At 59.4% G+C, this 16,136-nt stretch carries 12 protein-coding genes; 4 read left to right on the forward strand and 8 right to left on the reverse strand.

Translation table 11 applies throughout. The features are described from left to right. Positions 1 to 2: 2 nt before the first annotated feature. Positions 3 to 662, reverse strand: coding sequence for a chitooligosaccharide deacetylase NodB (nodB, locus tag NKH12_RS07560; protein ID WP_352457035.1), 660 nt, complete (start codon positions 660 to 662; stop codon positions 3 to 5). Continuing rightward, entirely contained in the window at positions 659 to 1,252 is a 594-nt protein-coding gene (locus NKH12_RS07565; protein WP_352472404.1) for a NodA family N-acyltransferase, read from the reverse strand. The genes nodB and NKH12_RS07565 overlap by 4 nt, the downstream gene beginning before the upstream one ends. A gap of 269 nt (positions 1,253 to 1,521) precedes the next feature. Here NKH12_RS07565 and NKH12_RS07570 point away from each other — a divergent pair, with 269 nt between their 5' ends. After that, a complete protein-coding gene (locus tag NKH12_RS07570; RefSeq protein ID WP_352506788.1) occupies positions 1,522 to 2,451 on the forward strand; it encodes a LysR family transcriptional regulator in 930 nt (309 codons plus the stop codon). A 381-nt stretch (positions 2,452 to 2,832) separates the two neighbouring features. On the opposite strand, the gene NKH12_RS07575 is transcribed toward NKH12_RS07570, so the two are convergent. The 3 genes from NKH12_RS07575 to NKH12_RS07585 all read right to left on the reverse strand — a co-directional run bounded on the left by NKH12_RS07575 (position 2,833) and on the right by NKH12_RS07585 (position 5,759). Further along, positions 2,833 to 3,864: a LacI family DNA-binding transcriptional regulator gene (locus NKH12_RS07575; protein WP_023678260.1), complete on the reverse strand. Its 1,032-nt coding sequence runs from the start codon at positions 3,862 to 3,864 to the stop codon at positions 2,833 to 2,835. A 302-nt stretch (positions 3,865 to 4,166) separates the two neighbouring features. Beyond that, positions 4,167 to 5,495 (reverse strand): dicarboxylate/amino acid:cation symporter, encoded by a 1,329-nt coding sequence (locus tag NKH12_RS07580; protein WP_023678259.1) that lies wholly within the window; start codon positions 5,493 to 5,495, stop codon positions 4,167 to 4,169. Between the two features lie 54 nt (positions 5,496 to 5,549). Next, positions 5,550 to 5,759: a hypothetical protein gene (locus NKH12_RS07585; RefSeq protein WP_156937379.1), complete on the reverse strand. Its 210-nt coding sequence runs from the start codon at positions 5,757 to 5,759 to the stop codon at positions 5,550 to 5,552. A gap of 739 nt (positions 5,760 to 6,498) precedes the next feature. Between NKH12_RS07585 and nifA the strand changes: the two genes are divergently transcribed. The 3 genes from nifA (at position 6,499) to NKH12_RS07600 (ending at position 10,778) form a co-directional block, all read left to right on the forward strand. Next, the gene (gene nifA, locus NKH12_RS07590) at positions 6,499 to 8,271 is read left to right on the forward strand and encodes a nif-specific transcriptional activator NifA (RefSeq protein ID WP_352952604.1); all 1,773 of its coding nucleotides are present in this window, start codon (positions 6,499 to 6,501) and stop codon (positions 8,269 to 8,271) included. Between the two features lie 235 nt (positions 8,272 to 8,506). Further along, positions 8,507 to 9,646, forward strand: coding sequence for a histidinol-phosphate transaminase (gene hisC / locus NKH12_RS07595; RefSeq protein WP_352523374.1), 1,140 nt, complete (start codon positions 8,507 to 8,509; stop codon positions 9,644 to 9,646). A 91-nt stretch (positions 9,647 to 9,737) separates the two neighbouring features. Further along, entirely contained in the window at positions 9,738 to 10,778 is a 1,041-nt protein-coding gene (locus tag NKH12_RS07600) for an LLM class flavin-dependent oxidoreductase (RefSeq protein ID WP_023678254.1), read from the forward strand. 608 nt (positions 10,779 to 11,386) lie between these two features. On the opposite strand, the gene NKH12_RS07605 is transcribed toward NKH12_RS07600, so the two are convergent. The 3 genes from NKH12_RS07605 to NKH12_RS07615 all read right to left on the reverse strand — a co-directional run bounded on the left by NKH12_RS07605 (position 11,387) and on the right by NKH12_RS07615 (position 16,128). Next, positions 11,387 to 13,282 (reverse strand): ABC transporter ATP-binding protein, encoded by a 1,896-nt coding sequence (locus tag NKH12_RS07605; RefSeq protein ID WP_352952565.1) that lies wholly within the window; start codon positions 13,280 to 13,282, stop codon positions 11,387 to 11,389. Further along, positions 13,282 to 15,150 carry an ABC transporter ATP-binding protein gene (locus NKH12_RS07610; protein ID WP_352952566.1) on the reverse strand — a complete coding sequence of 623 codons (1,869 nt, stop codon included), beginning with the start codon at positions 15,148 to 15,150 and terminating at the stop codon, positions 13,282 to 13,284. The genes NKH12_RS07605 and NKH12_RS07610 overlap by 1 nt, the downstream gene beginning before the upstream one ends. Before the next feature lie 72 nt (positions 15,151 to 15,222). Beyond that, entirely contained in the window at positions 15,223 to 16,128 is a 906-nt protein-coding gene (locus NKH12_RS07615; RefSeq protein ID WP_352952567.1) for an SIR2 family NAD-dependent protein deacylase, read from the reverse strand. Between the last annotated feature and the right edge of the window lie 8 nt (positions 16,129 to 16,136).

A 16,136-nucleotide genomic window follows, 5' to 3' on the forward strand; every position in this document is an offset into this window, starting at 1 on the left:
GTTCAGTGATGTTGAGGAAGTGAGCGGATTACAAATCCGCGCTCATGAAGTGCTGGAATCAGACGGGACAGCGCCGTGACCGTCTGGTCGCGCAGACCGGCGTGAGCGCCCTGGCTCAACTCGCCGGGAGGGCATCCGTCATGCAAGAGTACGATTGCGCCCGGCCGGACAGAGGCGAGCACGGTATCGATAATCGCGTCGACCCCGGGGCGAGACCAATCTCGAGGGTCGACGGACCAATGGAGGGCCGTCAGCCCGGCGATCTGTGACGCTGTGAAGACTTCTTCGCTCCAGGCGCCGTAGGGCGCGCGAATATAGCGCACCGAGGCCTGAGGGCACGCCCTCATGATGGCGCCGTTCGCTTCAAAGATCTCACGTTGCACTTCGCCGAAGCCGCATTTGTACAGATCCGGATGAGTCATCGTGTGGTTGCCTAGCTCGTGCCCTTCTGCAAACATTCGTTGGATTAGATCCGGGTGCTCTAAGGCGTAGGCGCCGATGACGAAGAAAGTCGCCGGCACCCGCTGCTCTGCCAACACATCCAGAATCTCCGGTGTGAAAAGTGGATTGGGACCGTCGTCAAACGTCAGATAAACGCTGCGACGGCCGGTGCCGTCAGAGCACTCACGGCGCACTTCGTACAAGCAATCGGGACGGCTCATAGCTCTGGTCCGTTCCGATCGATCATCGTGCCCGTGGGCCATTCGCTGATCGGCCGTCCAACTGCCAGAACAATGGTGAGTGCGTCATCGATGCGTGTGGGCGGCAGGTCGAGGCGCGCCTCTGGTCGGGTGGAGCGCACGCGAATTCCCGACAAAACGGCCAAAGGGCTGTATCGCCGCCCGAACCTCTCAACATGATTCCGCAGCGCGTCCCGGACGGTTCCGAAAGCGAATGGAACGCCAAGCTCCTGCAGTATTGGAAGCATGACATGGATTGAATGGGCGATTCCGAGACCCTCAAGATCCGGACGTACCCCGTACAGGCCCAGCTCAGCCACCAACAGATCGACCGCGTCAACCTTGATGAAACGGCGCAGTATGCCCATGTGAGCCGCTACACCGCTCGAATCATAGGCGATTGCGCGGAGTTCAGGCCTGGCTCCGGCCCAGCTTCGACTACCTTCGAACGGTTCTGCGTTGGACGCCCCAGTCGGCCCGTAGGTATTACGAAAGAACTGGGCGAGCTCGACGTGATCCGAGAGCTGCAACTCGTTTTCCCAGCACAATTTCCACTGCACCTGAGGGCGCATTCAGGACCTCTCTTCAAAATAGTTTCTTGCGGGCCGCATTACCCGGCCAAAGCGGCGGCGTTGTTGGCTGCACTCAACCGTTGTCGTTAGCGACGGTGAGCCAGCCGGTGGGGGCTCGCCAATGAGCTCTCTCGATGTTCCCGCCCGTGTGGCGGCGCCGTCGATTTGAGCTTGACGTCGGTCATTTACGTTCCTCTAATGCATGGTTCGTAAATTCGTAAAATTGATTGTTTAGATGATGCCCATCCACACGCTGGATAGATCAGGATATGCGGTTTAAGGGGCTGGATCTGAATCTCCTCGTTGTGCTGGACGCTCTGATCAGGGAGCGTAAAGTCACTGCCGCGGCCAACAGTATTAACCTGAGCCAGCCGGCCATGAGCGCCGCCGTCGCTCGGTTACGCGCCTACTTCAGTAATGAGCTATTTACGATGAACGGCCGCGAGCTCATTTTGACACCGCGCGCGGAGGGGCTTGCCCCAGCAGTCCGGGACGCATTGCTGCACATCCAGCTATCGATTATTTCCTCCGACGCCTTTAACCCAGCCCAATCGGATCGTCTCTTCCGAATCATGCTTTCCGATTACCTCACGCTCGTGCTTTTTAAGAGGATCGTAGAGCGTACTGCGCGGGAAGCTCCCGCCGTCCGCTTCGAATGTCTGCCTATTTGCGACGACCCCGAGGAGCTTCTCCGGCGCGGCGACGTTGATTTTCTGATTATGCCGGAAGTGTTCATGTCGAAACATCCTCGCGCAGCCCTGTTCGAAGATATGCTCGTATGCGTAGGCTGCGGCACGAACAAGCAGCTGTCAGAGCCACTTACATTCGAGCGATACTTGTCGATGGGGCATGTCGTGCTCAAATTCAGGCACACCCGGCAGCCCACCATGGAGGAGTGGTATTTGCTCGAGCACGGTTTCGAGAGACGTATCGAGGTCGTCGTACAGGGCTTTAGCCTGATCGCGCCCGTCATATCAGGCACCAACCGCATCGGGACCATGCCCTTACGGCTGGCGCAGCATTTCGCAAAAACAACACCCCTGCGGATTGTCGGACTTCCGCCGCCACTTCCTCATCCCGCATTCACGGAGGCCGTCCAATGGCCCGCGCTTCACAATACCGATCCGGCAAGCCTGTGGATGCGGGAAATGATGTTGCAGGAGGCATCTCGCCTGGCGCCTTTGCTTGAAAGCTATTGAGCGTCTCGGGCGGAGGCGGTCGCGATCGCGTAGGAGCGGTTGCCATTCGGGCGTCAGGCCTTTGGCTCGGCAGAGCGGCGCAGTTCCTTGCTGAGTACGAGGGCCACGAACGAGCAGAACACATGCCCGGGTTGGTGCTGAGTTGACTGCCGCCTCCGATTTCGCGTGCGAAGTCCCAGAAGATGTCTAGCCCCACTCAGTAGGCAATTTACCTCGCGCTTCCGCCTGAACGCGTGGCCGATCCGTTCACCAATTGGCGCTTCATCCTGGGCCGCGGCTGAGGCCTGTGGGGTGCGGCTACCCCGCGTGGATGGGATCATCAATCAACTTTCTCTCATTTATGAAAGGAAACTTCCCCGCTTACGATAGAAGCCATCAGTTTCATATATTTTCCGGCAGATGAATGTCGAACGGCAGAAATGTCTGTCCTGGTGTTTCAGCAGTGCCGGTCTCGATAGCCCGCGTCATCAGCGTTATCAGCTCCTGGGAAAGCCGGCGCATTGGCGTGGCGACCGCCATCGTGATGATGTTATCAGCGAGTGCCGCCCGAGATTCCGGCGTGATTTCATTCACGATCGCGACGAGATCGCGACTTTTACCCTCTTCCCGGACCGCGGAGATGGCGCCCTCCATGCCGCCCCCGGCGACATAGAAGCCGACGAGCTCGGGTTCCCGCTGCATGAGATCAAGCGTTGCCTCGTAGGTGACCTGCCGTTTCTCCAGGTTCACAAGCGGATCGAGCACCTCGAACGTCGGCGCGTTCTCACGGCAATAGGAGCGAAAGCCGACGTCACGGAGCTCGTGCCCCTGGAAACGATGGCTACCGACAAACACCGCCACCTTGCCGGGCCGTTTTGCGACCTTGGACACCATCCAAGCGGCCGTGCGCCCCACCTTGCGGTTGTTGAGGCCGATATAGCCCTGTCGCACGCCGGCGGCGAAGTCGGAAAGCAGCGAGAAAACCGGAATGCCTTTGGCCTTGAGGTCCTCAACCGCTGCTGTAATTTTTGGGTGGTCCGGTGCCACCATCGCGATCGCATGGCAGCGTGCGCCCAAATCCTTGAGCGGTGCGATTAGGTCGCTCGGCATATGTGACGGGGCGAATTGGATGAGCGGAATGCCGTGGAAGGACTGGGCCAAATTGACCGACGCTTCGACCTCGCGCGCAAAGTCTTGGTAGAAATGCTGGGCCGGTTTTCTCAAGATGAAGCCCAGACGGTAGCACGGTAGGTCTCGCCGCAAGCGCTGCTTGATGAGCCCGGCAGCATGATAGCCGATCGCGTGGGCGGCGTCGTGGACCCGCCGCGCGGTCTCCTCGCGCACCGGATGGCGGGCGTTCAGAACCCGATCGACCGTTGCTACGCTGACTCGGGCTTCGCGGGCGAGATCGGCAATTGTGGGGCGCTTGGTCATGGGTCCTATTCTGATTGGTTTTTGACGCAGGCTGGCTCTCTGTCACCTAGCGCGATTCGACAATGGTTTCGGGTGGGCAAAGTGAAGACGCCCGCATACTGAATGATCGACAGCGTATTGGACTACTCCAGACGTAGACCGGCCGGGTATAACGGAAGGTTCATTCGCTTAGGGCGGCGACGATTTGCACTCACACATTTAGCGCTTCTGATACATGGTCCGTGAGGCGCCGTTTAGAGCCTGCGAGTCGATCGTTCAGGTCATGTGACCAGCTTGGCGAAACCGGTCGCGGTGCGTCGCCCTTACTCGGCGGAGGATAGCCGGTTTGATGCCTCGGCAAGCTGATGACCGCAGAAGGCGGCTTTCATCTGCGCTCGGTCCAATTCTCCTTCCCAGCGGGCAACGACGAGGGATGCCACTGCGTTGCCGACGCAATTCGTCAGCGCCCGGCATTCGGACATGAAGCGGTCGATGCCGAGTATCAGTGCCATCCCAGCAACGGGAACACTCGGAACTACGGCGAGCGTAGCAGCCAGGGTGATGAAGCCCGCACCTGTTACACCTGCAGCGCCCTTGGAGGAAAGCATCGCAACGAGCAGCAGCAGCACCTGATCGCCGATTGACAGATCCGTGTTCGTCGCCTGCGCGATGAAGAGGGCCGCCAGGGTCATGTAGATATTCGTGCCGTCCAGATTGAACGAATATCCGGCCGGGATGACGAGACCCACAACCGAACGCCTGGCGCCCGCCTTCTCCATCTTCTGCATGAGCGAGGGGAGCGCGGCCTCCGAGGAGGACGTTGCGAGGACAAGCAGCAGCTCTTCCTTGATGTAGCGAATGAGAGAACAGATCGAAAAGCCGTTGTAGCGGCAGACCGCGCCGAGAACCCCGAACACGAAGAGGAAGGCGGTGAAATAGAACGTCGCGACCAGCATCGCGAGGTTGACGACCGAACCGATGCCATATCTGCCGATGGTGAAGGCCATTGCGCCGAAAGCGCCGATCGGCGCGGCTTTCATCAGAATGCCGACGAGCTTGAAGACAGGCGCGATGAGCGCCTGAAGGAAGGAAACGACAGGCTTGCCCGTCTCTCCGGCCATCGCGAGCGCCATGCCGAACAGAACCGAGAAGAACAGCACCTGCAGGATGTCGCCTTCCGCGAAGGCGCCGACTATCGTTGGCGGGATGATGTTCATCAGGAAGCCGGTGACCGACTGCTCGTGGGCCTTTGCGGCATAGGTATTCACGGCCTGGACATCGAGCGAGGCCGGATCGATGTTGAGGCCGGCGCCAGGCTGGACGACATTGGCGACGATCAGGCCGACGATCAGCGCGAGCGTCGAGAAGGTGAGGAAATAGACCATTGCCTTGCCGGCGACCCGGCCGACCTTGTGAAGATCGTTCATGCCGGCAATGCCGGTCGCAATTGTCAGGAAGATGACAGGCGCGATGATCATCTTGACCAGCTTGATGAAGGCATCACCCAGCGGCTTCAGGCTCTCGCCGGTTCCCGGATAGAAATAGCCAATTGCGACGCCGAGGGCGATGGCGGCAAGCACCTGCGCGTAAAGCTTGGCATAGAAGGGTTTGCGGGGCGCGGGACTCGCGCCGCGGACTTGTGCAGCTGACACTGTTTCTCTCTCCCTGACCGGATCGAGGTGGCGTGACTTCTCCCGGGCTTCTCCCTATCGCGGCGCTCCGGTCGAACGCTGCACCAACGCCGCCGCAATACCCATGCCAAATGGATCCGCATGACCTGAACTGACGTTGGGCTCGCCAATGATGGGATGAATGCGGTGGCACAAGACGGGAATGACAAGGCCGCCGTCCAGCACGCGCTTGATGTTCTCCGGCAGATTGCCGGTCGATCTCTCTGGCTTGCGGTTTTGCTGCACATCGTGGTGGGCTCCTCGGTTTGCCGACTTTGGGAAGGGCCGCATCGCTGGCACCAGAGCGGAGAATTGCCGTGTTCTTTGCCGCGCTGCCGCTGCAGCGACAGCTTGAAAGCGACGTCGAGACGTAGGGATTGACGCCGCTGGTGCTGACCGCGACGATGCGGTTCAGAAGTTCCGAGCACCGCCGAGAAAGCCGCGCTCGACCGCCAGCTTCGCGCCTTCACATGCGCCGCCGCCGCCTTATCTGCGTCATCAATATCGGAAATGGCGGTTGCCGCGACCGACCAGTGTCGTCGGCAGTGATTATCGCTCCCGCCCCTGGTTCACAGGCGCTGGTGAATGGCACGGCCCGGCAATTTATACTCGGCGCGGTCAGCCGCTCGGGCACCGCATCGCCGGCGCCGTATTTCTGTCGTTCAACATCGCCGACAAAAATTAGAACTGATGAATTCTATCATAGGCCGCGAGGTTTCCTTTCACGAATGAAAGAAAGCTCGATTGACTATCCCGCCTCGCTCCAGTCTTTTGAAAATCAACGTGTGGTTGCCCCCGTGCAAGCCGAGAACGTGGCCAAGCTTCGTGGAGGGAGAGCCAAGCGATGCGTCAGGGGTCGACCCGCTTTGTACTCGACCACACGGCGGTGGCACGAGTTCACGTCAGAGCATTTTCGCGCTTGCCCGCGACGTCGCGGGCGCACATGCCGCCGGCATGCATTTCATGGCGCGAGATCGAGGATCACATGCACCACAACATTCCCAAATCAGAACAAAATGCCAGCGAGTGCCGCATTTCGCTTCCGGATGCGAAAAGGGCTTACCCAAAGTCCGAGACGAACACCGCGGTCCCTTTTGTGCCATCGCACGAGCACGCGCTTACCGGCATCTTCGAAATATCGAAAGTACTCACCGACCCCGCCCGGCTCGAAGTCACGTTGGCCAAGGTCGTCGATCTCCTGCCCTCGTTTGTGCAGATGCGGCACGGCTTCATCGCTCTCTTCGACGCTGAGGGCATACTGGACATCACCGTAGTCACCGGCTGCGACGAGAACAGCGATGAGCGCTCCCGGATGCGTCTGCCGCGCAAGGCAATCGATCGGATTGTGACGACGGACACGCCGCTCGTCGCCGAGAACATGGCGGTGCATTCGGCCTTCACTGCCGCTGACATAGAGGTGCTTGGGGCCTCCGACCCCGTGTCGTTCATCGGCGTTCCTATTCGTGTTGATGGGAACGCCGTAGGCACGCTGACTATCGACCGCGCCTTGGACAGCAGGTCAACGTATCGGCTCGATTATGATGTCCGGCTGCTCACCATGATCGCCAACATGGTGGGACAGACAGTCAAGTTGCACCGCTTCTCCGCGGGCGACCGCGAACGACCGACAGAGGTGGAAGATCGGCTGCAAACGCAATTCTCTGATGTCAAGCACCCTGCACCGCAGCGCAAGAAGGTTCACGTCAAGGGGATGATTGGCGATAGTCCGGCGCTAAGCGCGCTGCTCGAGAAGATCGCAGTGGTAGCTAAGGCAAAGACCACGGTTCTGTTGCGAGGCGAATCCGGTACCGGGAAGGAGCTGGTCGCCAAGGCAATTCACGAGTTGTCGCCGCGCGCCAAGCGGCCCTTCATCAAACTCAATTGTGCAGCGCTGCCAGAGACAGTCCTGGAATCCGAATTGTTCGGTCATGAGAAGGGTGCCTTCACAAGCGCGTTCAATTCCCGCAAGGGTCGCTTTGAGCTCGCCGACAAGGGGACGTTGTTTCTGGATGAGATCGGCGAGATCTCGGCCTCCTTCCAGGCAAAGCTACTGCGCGTGCTGCAGGAGCAGGAGTTTGAGCGCGTCGGCAGCAACCAGACCATCAAGGTCGACGTTCGCGTGATTGCCGCCACGAACAGGAACCTTGAAGAGGCGGTTGCAAGGAATGAGTTCCGCGCCGACCTATATTATCGCATCAACGTGGTTCCCTTGCTGGTGCCGGCATTACGCCAAAGGCGCAGCGATATTCCGCTCCTCGCAGCTGAGTTTCTCAAGAATTTCAACGATGAGAACGGCCGTACGCTGACCTTCGATGCGCGTGCGATTGAAGTACTGATGAAATGTGAATTTCCCGGCAACATTCGCGAGCTTGAAAATTGCGTGCACCGGACAGCGATCCTGGCGGAGGGACGATCAATCGGGAGAAACGACTTTGCGTGCTCCCACGACCAATGCTTTGCCGAGGCGCTGCGGAAGAGCAGATCGGGCAAGGCCGCGCTGCAACCAGCGCCAATCCTCCCAGAGGCAGTGAATCCGGCCACGCCGCCGGATGCGGCCGCTCGTTCGGCCGCCACCCCAGTCCCGCCTGCCGGAGCAACCCACTCATTGGGCGCGAGGACCACCGACGCCGAGCGCGTCATTGCTGCCATGGAAAGATGTGGCTGGGTGCAGGCAAAGGCGGCGCGCCTGCTTGGACTGACCCCGCGCCAGATTGGCTACGTGCTGAGGAAATACGGCATCGAGGTCAAGCGTCTGTGAAAGCTTGACTCAGGCGGATTAGCTGAGACCGCTTAGCGGCTTGGCCCGCGCAGGGATGCAGATCCGCGTCCGCGTCAAGTCGATCCGACCGAGGACAGCCTGGCCGAATTCCCGTGGCAGCCGGCGTTGCGACCATCTTGTGAAAGGCGACGCTGCCATCGTCAATCCGTCCGCCATGTTGCTCTCGTTGCGAGCTCATACGGATGCCCCTGTGCGACTGAAACGGAGATAAAATATGTCCGATGCAAAACTGCAAGCTGTGCTTTCGTCTCTTCCGCAAGGGACGCGGCAGTTAGATGCTCTGCCGTCCAACGGACCAGCGCCGGACAAAAGTTTTGTCAAGCTGAATACGAATGAGAACCCGTTTCCGTTGCCGCCAATCATAATGCAAAGTGCAGTGGCGGCCCTCCAGCGCCAGTATCTGTATCCGGACGACGATAACATCAGCTTGAGGGAAGCAGCGTCCAATACCTATGGCGTATCCACGGATCAGGTCATCGCAGGCAACGGGTCGTCTGAACTGCTCGGACTCATCTACAGAGCTTTCCTCGCCCCTGGCGACAAGGTGGCGATGATATCGCCAGGGTTTTCGTTCAACCGCAAACTTGCCATGTTGCATGGTGCTGAGTTTCTCGAGATCGGATGTCAAACTCATTCGCTCCCAATGGAGCAATTGCTTTCCGGTCCGGCAAAAGACGCCAAGTTCATTCTGGTGGCCAATCCAAACAATCCGACCGGAACATTCCTCTCGATAAGCAATATCGAACGCCTCGTGGCACAATCGGATCGCCTGGTCGTCCTTGATGAGGCCTACGTCGACTTTGCACCCGATCACGGGCTGCGCCTCATCAACCGTTATTCGAACCTTCTGATCTTGAGAACATTTTCGAAGAGCTATGCCGCCGCCGGCATTCGCGTCGGTTTCGGTTTCGGTCACCCTGAGATTATTGGCAGGCTGCGCAACATCCAGAACGTCTTCAACATGAACGTGATCGGGCATGCGGTTGGTATCAGCGTGCTTGCGCATCGCGGCGCCTACGCAGAGAACCACAAGCACATCAGACATGAACGACAGCGAGTGACAGCCGCACTGTCGCAACTTGGATTTTCCGTAACGCCCTCCCACGCAAATTTCTTGCTAGCCCGTGTGCCAGCGGGACAGGACGGCTCATGGTGGCAAGCAGCCTTGGAAAGGCAAAAGATACTCGTTGCCTACTTTCCGGACAATGGTTTGGAACATTGCATCCGCGTCAGCATCGGCACAAAAGAGCAATTGGATGCATTTCTTGCTGCCGCTCGCGATATAGTTGGAAGCTTAAACATACCAAGCACCACGGGGAGGGGAGCGTCAGGCTCTGCTCGTTCGGTACGCTGACGCTAATCCGATATCACACATTGCTATCTTTAGACTTGCTTGGTCACCCAAGCACGACAACATTTTTCTTTAAAATCGGGGACAATATCGAGTGACAAACGTCTTTCCTTCAAACCTAGCCTTCGGCATCTTCGATCATCTGGACGAGGACGGCCTCGATATCGCCCGGCAGTACGAAGATCGCCTGATATTAGCAGAGGCGTGCGATCAGCTAGGGTTCTATGCCTATCATCTCGCAGAGCACCACTGTACCCCCCATGGGAGAGGTCCATCGCCGAATCTGTTCTTATCGAGCGTCGCCCAGCGCACCCGGCGCCTGCGTCTCGGACCCTTGGTGATGCTGCTTGCGCTTTATCATCCGCTGCGTGCGTTCGAAGAGATCTGTATGCTGGACCAGTTGAGCGGTGGCAGGCTCGAACTGGGCATAGGGCGCGGTGCTCTCCCGATCGAATTGGGTTACTTCGGGATTGGTGCGGACGCGGTGCCGGGCCGCTATGCGGAAGCCAGCGAAATTCTTGTTGAAATACTTGTTAATGCCATGAAGGTTGGCACGCTGTGCTATCAAGGCCGCCATTTTGAGCTCAATGACGTTCCTTTGACGCTAAGACCTCATCAGCGTCCACATCCGCCGACATGGGTCGCCGCCAATCGACCCGAGTCCGCAGCCTGGGCCGCTGCGAATGGAGCAAATATCGCGTGTGTAGGACCTTCCTCTTCTGTTCGCAAAACTACTGATGCGTTCCGCGCCTATCAAGAGGACAACACTGGCGCGGGCGATCGAGCGCCATTTATTGGATTGCTCCGCATGGTCGTGGTTGGGCGTTGTGACACACATGCCTATTCGCTCGCGGCACCTGCTTACGAAAGATGGCTCAAGAGCTTCCAATTCCTTTACGAGCTTAACGCTATCCCCACTCCACCCAACCTGCCGCTGACCTTCGATGCGGCAGTCGAGAGTGAATTGTGCGTGGTAGGATCAGCAGCGTCTGTGCGAGAAGCTCTGCTCAGTCAGTTGGAAGAGGCAGGTGCTAACTACCTTCTTTGTCAGCTGGCATTTGGGAATCTGCCGCTAGATGCTTCCCTATACACCGCGACGACCATTCAATCCGAAATCATGGCTCGACTTGGCTGACCATGAAATTCGCGGTCTGATCCGAAGGTAAATCGTTGTAACTGCGCTCCCTCACATTGCTCGAGCGTGCACGTGGTGGGGATTGGGAAATCGTGAGGGAGGCCAAACTGACGACGAACCGGGGGCACAGATTGCCGGGTTTGTGCGTTGGCCGGCATCTGGGCACCGTGCGAGACTGCACGATCCTAAGGAGATGATGGCCGAGCGCGCCACGGTGCCGGCACGCGTCTGCTCGTCGCGCTCGCGCTAGTCATTGCCCATAGCCGGCCGCAGAGGTTCTTCTCGACCGGGGCGGCGCCGGTGGCGGCTCCCGCATCCAGCTTCATCAGCGGCTCGGCGGTAGCAAAGCCGTCACTCGCTACGGCGCTGTTGAGGGCGCGCTCGCGAGCGGCTTTGCTACGCCGAGCGACACCACCTGGAGCGAGTTCGCCCGATGTCGCGGCGTGCACCGCGGTCGGATAACGACGCTGGAGGAAATCGTTCGCAGCCGGTCCTCACGATCCGCGCGAGTGCTTTGCATGAATGCTGCCTGCTTCCTCGTCTGCGGCGGCCTGAGTGTCCGCCGGCACGCCCGAAGTCAATGTCAGTACCACAAGGCCGCCAAGACGTCAGGTCTGGGAGCCGGCTTGTACGGTCGTATCGTGTTCTGGAATATCGTCAAAGGAGGCGTAGTTGAGATTGTAGAGTTTGGAATACAGGCCCCCCATGGCTATTAGCTGATCGTGGTTGCCAGTCGCAATAACTTGGCCATTCTGAAGCACGATGATGCGGTCGGCACCCCGGGTCGTGGCAAGACGGTGGGCGATGACGAGGCCAGTGCGGCCTTCAAGCAGCTTTATCAGAGCCTTCTGAATCTGCATTTCCGTGTAGCTGTCGATGTTGGCGGTAGCTTCGTCGAGCACGAGGATCTTGGCGTCGGCGACGAGGGCGCGGGCGAAACTGATAAGCTGGCGCTGGCCGAGAGATAAGTTGTCGCCGCGTTCGCCAAGTTGGGTCTCATACCCGTCGGCGAGGCTCATTATGAAGTCGTGGGCGCCGACCGCCTTGGCGGCCTCGATCACCTTGTCGCGCGTGGCCTCTGTCTTGTGGTATCGAATGTTCTCGAAGACCGTCCCGGTGAACAGGAACGGCTCCTGCAGCACCATGGCCACCTGGCGGCCGAGCGATTCCTGGGTGAGATCGCGCACATCATGTCCGCCGACCAGCACTTGGCCCTGCTGAACATCATAGAAGCGGTGGACCAGGGCCATCGCGCTCGATTTGCCAGAACCGCTCGGCCCGACCAGTGCGACCGTCTCGCCGGGATTGACCCGGAAGGAGACATTTTTCAGCACCGAACGGTTCGGATTGTAGCCGAAGGTGACGTCCCTGAACTCGACCGAGCCGTCCATCTCAGGCGAAAGCACCTCGGCATTGGGTTTGTCCTGAACATCGATCTTGACGTCGAGCACATCGGTCAGGCGCTTGCCTGAGGCCATGGCGCGCTGCATGATGGAATATTGCAGGGTGAGTGAGCGGATCGGGTCAAAGAAGCGCTGGATGTAAAACAGGTAGGCTACCAATACGCCCACATCTATGCGGCCATTCATGACCATCGAGCCGCCGACCACAATGACGGCGGCCATGGCGAGGCCGGTGAGGCCATCGACGATAGGCACCATGAGCAGTGCATATTTGGCAGCGATCAGGTGGGTCCTGAGGTTGGCATGGGCCTTGTCGTCAAAGAGAATGAAATTCACCTGCTGGCGGTCCATGGACTGGACGGTGCGCACGCCGTGAATGGCTTCGGCCAGCGCGCCGTTGACGACGGAATTAGTCTCGTGTGCAGCCATGAAGGCGTCGCGGGCACGCGGCAGCCAGACAATGCGGACGATCACCAGGACCGGCAGAACCGAGAGCGTCAGGAGGCCGAGGCGGAAGTCGAGCGACAGCATTACGAAAACGATGCCGAAGAGGAGCGCAACATCGCCTACGGAATATACCGAGGTTTCGAGGAATTCCTGTATGGAGTTGACGTCGCCTTGCAGGCGCGACATGAGGCGTCCGACCTCGGTCTTGTCCATGAAGGAGAGCGAAACGTTCTGCAGATGGCCAAACATGGCGCGGCGGATGTCGAACAGGACAGTTTCGGCCACTTTCCCAACCACAGTTTCCTGCATGTAGCCGGCAGCGAAATTGACCAAAATCGCCAAGACGAACGCGCCGACGGCCGCAAGCTGGGCTGAGCGATCGGTCCTTGCCGGGTTCATGCCCTGGTCGATCGCGTAGCGGATGATCAACGGGATGAGAAGCTGCGTCCCCGTGAAGATCAGCATTGCTGCAATCGTGATGACTACCCTGGCCCGATAGGGACGGACGAAGGCCCAGATGCGCCGGAGGATGCTCTTGTCGAAAGCCCGGCCGAACATCTCCTCCTCGATGCGGTGCGAACCGACAACCGCGCGCGGAGGGCGTCTGCCGTCATCACGTTCGGCTTCGAGTTCGCCGGCGCGGCCCTGCGCCATCAGCGGGCGCCCCCATACTGGGTCATAATGTCATCACCCGGGCGCGTCTGGAGATCGTAAAGGGCCCTGTAGCGTCCCCGCTTCGCCAAAAGCTCTTGATGCGTGCCGCGTTCTACGATTTCGCCGTTATCGACAAAAAGGATCTGATCGGCATGCATAAGCGCACTCAGCCGGTGCGCGATGATGATCGTCACCCGATCCTTGGCGAAGCGCCGCATCGCCGCGCGGATGCGCTGCTCGGTGCCGGCATCGATCGCGGCCGTTGAGTCGTCGAAAACGACGACGGAGGGGCGCAGCATCATGGTGCGAGCAATCGTGAGACGCTGGCGCTGGCCGCCAGAGAGAGAGACGCCGCGTTCGCCCACGACCGTCTCGTAGCCCGCTGGGAGCCCGAGGATGTAGTTGTGGAGCTGGGCGAATTCGCCAGCGCGTTCGATTCGCTGTCTCTTCGCCCAGGGATCGCCATAAGCGATGTTGTTCTCGATCGTAGTGGTGAATAGGAATGCATCCTGCTGTACGACGGCGACCGCCTTGCGAAGCGTCGCGAGGGTGACATTGCGTATGTCCTGGCCGTCCAGCGTGATGGCGCCACCGGTCACGTCATAAAAGCGGGGGACCAGATGAGCTATCGTCGATTTGCCCGAACCCGGCGGACCGACGATCGCGATCGTCTCGCCTCTACGGGCCTCAAAGCTGAGGTTCTTCAGAATGGCGCGGTTTTCGGCGCTGGGGTACGCAAACGAGACATTGTGGAAGCGCAGAGTGCCGTCGCTTATCTCGAGCGGTCTGGCCTCGAGAGCATCCCTGATTGTGATCTCCTGGTCGAGGAGACCGAAAAGCCGCGAACCGCAGCTAGAAGCGCGGGCAAAGGCATTGACCATGAGGCCGATCTGGCGGACTGGCATTTGCAGGATTGTCATGAAGGTCAGGAAGGTCGCCACCGTTCCGACGCTTATCTCGCCAGCGACGAGCTTGCTGCCACCGATCCAGAGCACCAATCCCATTGCGAAAAAGAAGGACAAGGTCATCGCCGACGTGCTGGGCACGTAGATGTCAACTCGGTCGTGGGCGAGGTCGAGCGCGTTCTTGGAAGCGCCGTCGAACTTCAGCATCTCATAGGCTTGAGCCGCAAAAGCGCGGACCACGCGGATGCCTGCGAGATTTTCCTTCATCACGCGGCTTAGTACCGAAAGGCGCTCATAGAGGTCGAGCCAGGTGGCGCGCAGCCTAAGCTGTGTGGTCGATGAGCGCCAGGCGACAAAAGGCACGAAGCTCAGCGCGACCAGGCCGAGCATGGGATCGGTCGAGATCATCATGTAGGCGCCGATCCCGATCAGCATGGTGAGCAGGACCACGCGAACGAGCGCGGTGGAAAAATACATCCGCACGCCTTGGAGATCGAGCATTCCGATGGTGATCAGATCGCCTGAATGGACCCGGTCGTGAAAGGAAAAGCTGAGACGCTGGATCTTGTCGTAGTAGGCGAGCCGCAGTTCGTACGCGACATGATGCCCGACGGCTTCGGCAAAATAGTTCTGCGCCATCGTGAAAACGCCGCGCAGCGCGCTGACGGCGAGCAGCAGGAGAGCCGGGGCCCAGAGCGCTTGTCCTGCCGCGCTCCCCGCGACACCGCCCCCGATAACTGTCTGGGTCTGGTCGACAGCCCGGCCGAGAAGCTGGGGAATGAGCAACTGGAGGATTGCCGCCATGATCGTCGAGCCCATAGCGAGGGCAACCTGCCACGGATGGCGCAAATTCATACGCGTGATGCGCAACAGCGTACTCAAATCCCGGCCCCAGCGCGCCGCTTCCACATCGGTCAACGAATTCAGAGCGTTCGTTGCGCTGCCGATAGCATCACTGCTCACGGTTGATTCCCGACTGCATTTTGCGCCTTCGAGGCAAGCCGAAGGACCAATCATCAAAGGGGCCCGCCATTGTTAATCCTGTCCACCACCTGCAGCAGGGCGCGTTCCTATAAGCCGAGCCGCGGCTTCACCTACTGGCATGTCGATCACCGTGATTCCGCTTGCCGCAAGGAAACGCGCTTCGTTTCTGGTCAGCGTTTCCGCGTCCATTACCGCGCAATATGGACCTCGGGAGCGCTTCATGATCTGCCTGGCGTAGGTGCGCAGCATCTGATCGTTGAAGCGGCAGCCAACGAAGAAAAATCCACGGGTGATGCGCCGTTCCTTCACCAGGTCTGGGATCGGTGTCTGGATATCGATTTCGGTCAGGACTTCGACATAGTCGGAATCTGCGACGAGAAAGTTTTGCGCCGGCCTAATACTCCCGTGAGGTGTATAGAGAACCGTCTTCGCCCCCGATCGGGGGTCGAGTTCCCTCCCGCACAAATCGTAGGTTTTCGTCCAAACGTTACCGATTTCGTTCGCCCGCGTGACGCCTTGTATCTCAACGACGTCCGTTCGGCCGGTCTCTACGAGAGCCGTGCGCATCGCGCCGTCGTACCAGCTGTCGACGATGAGGGAGAGCGGCAGCCTTGCGAGCCAGGCGTGGAGGAGGGTCGGCGCCACCGGCGCTGCGAATATGTCGGTCATCCAAGCTTGAAGCGTCCGGCGATGCCGGCGCTGTTCGATGAACTGCGCAACCGACCACATATTGGTGCGGATCCTGGAAGGGGCCGGCGCCCGCGCATTGAGTGCCGCGGCAACGAGCTCCGGCGTATGCGGCACAGGCGGTTCCGCACAGTTGAACCCAAGAAGACCCGGACCGAGATAGGGGATCACCTCATCGGCGGCGAGCGCTTCCTTCGCCAAGTCAAGCAGCTTTTCGGCAAAACTGTCCCGCACGATGACGAGGTGGCCCGATGTCAGGATCGTGTTCATGCTCGTTC

This window comes from Mesorhizobium sp. M1322 (assembly GCF_040318085.1).
In the GTDB taxonomy this organism is placed as follows: domain Bacteria; phylum Pseudomonadota; class Alphaproteobacteria; order Rhizobiales; family Rhizobiaceae; genus Mesorhizobium.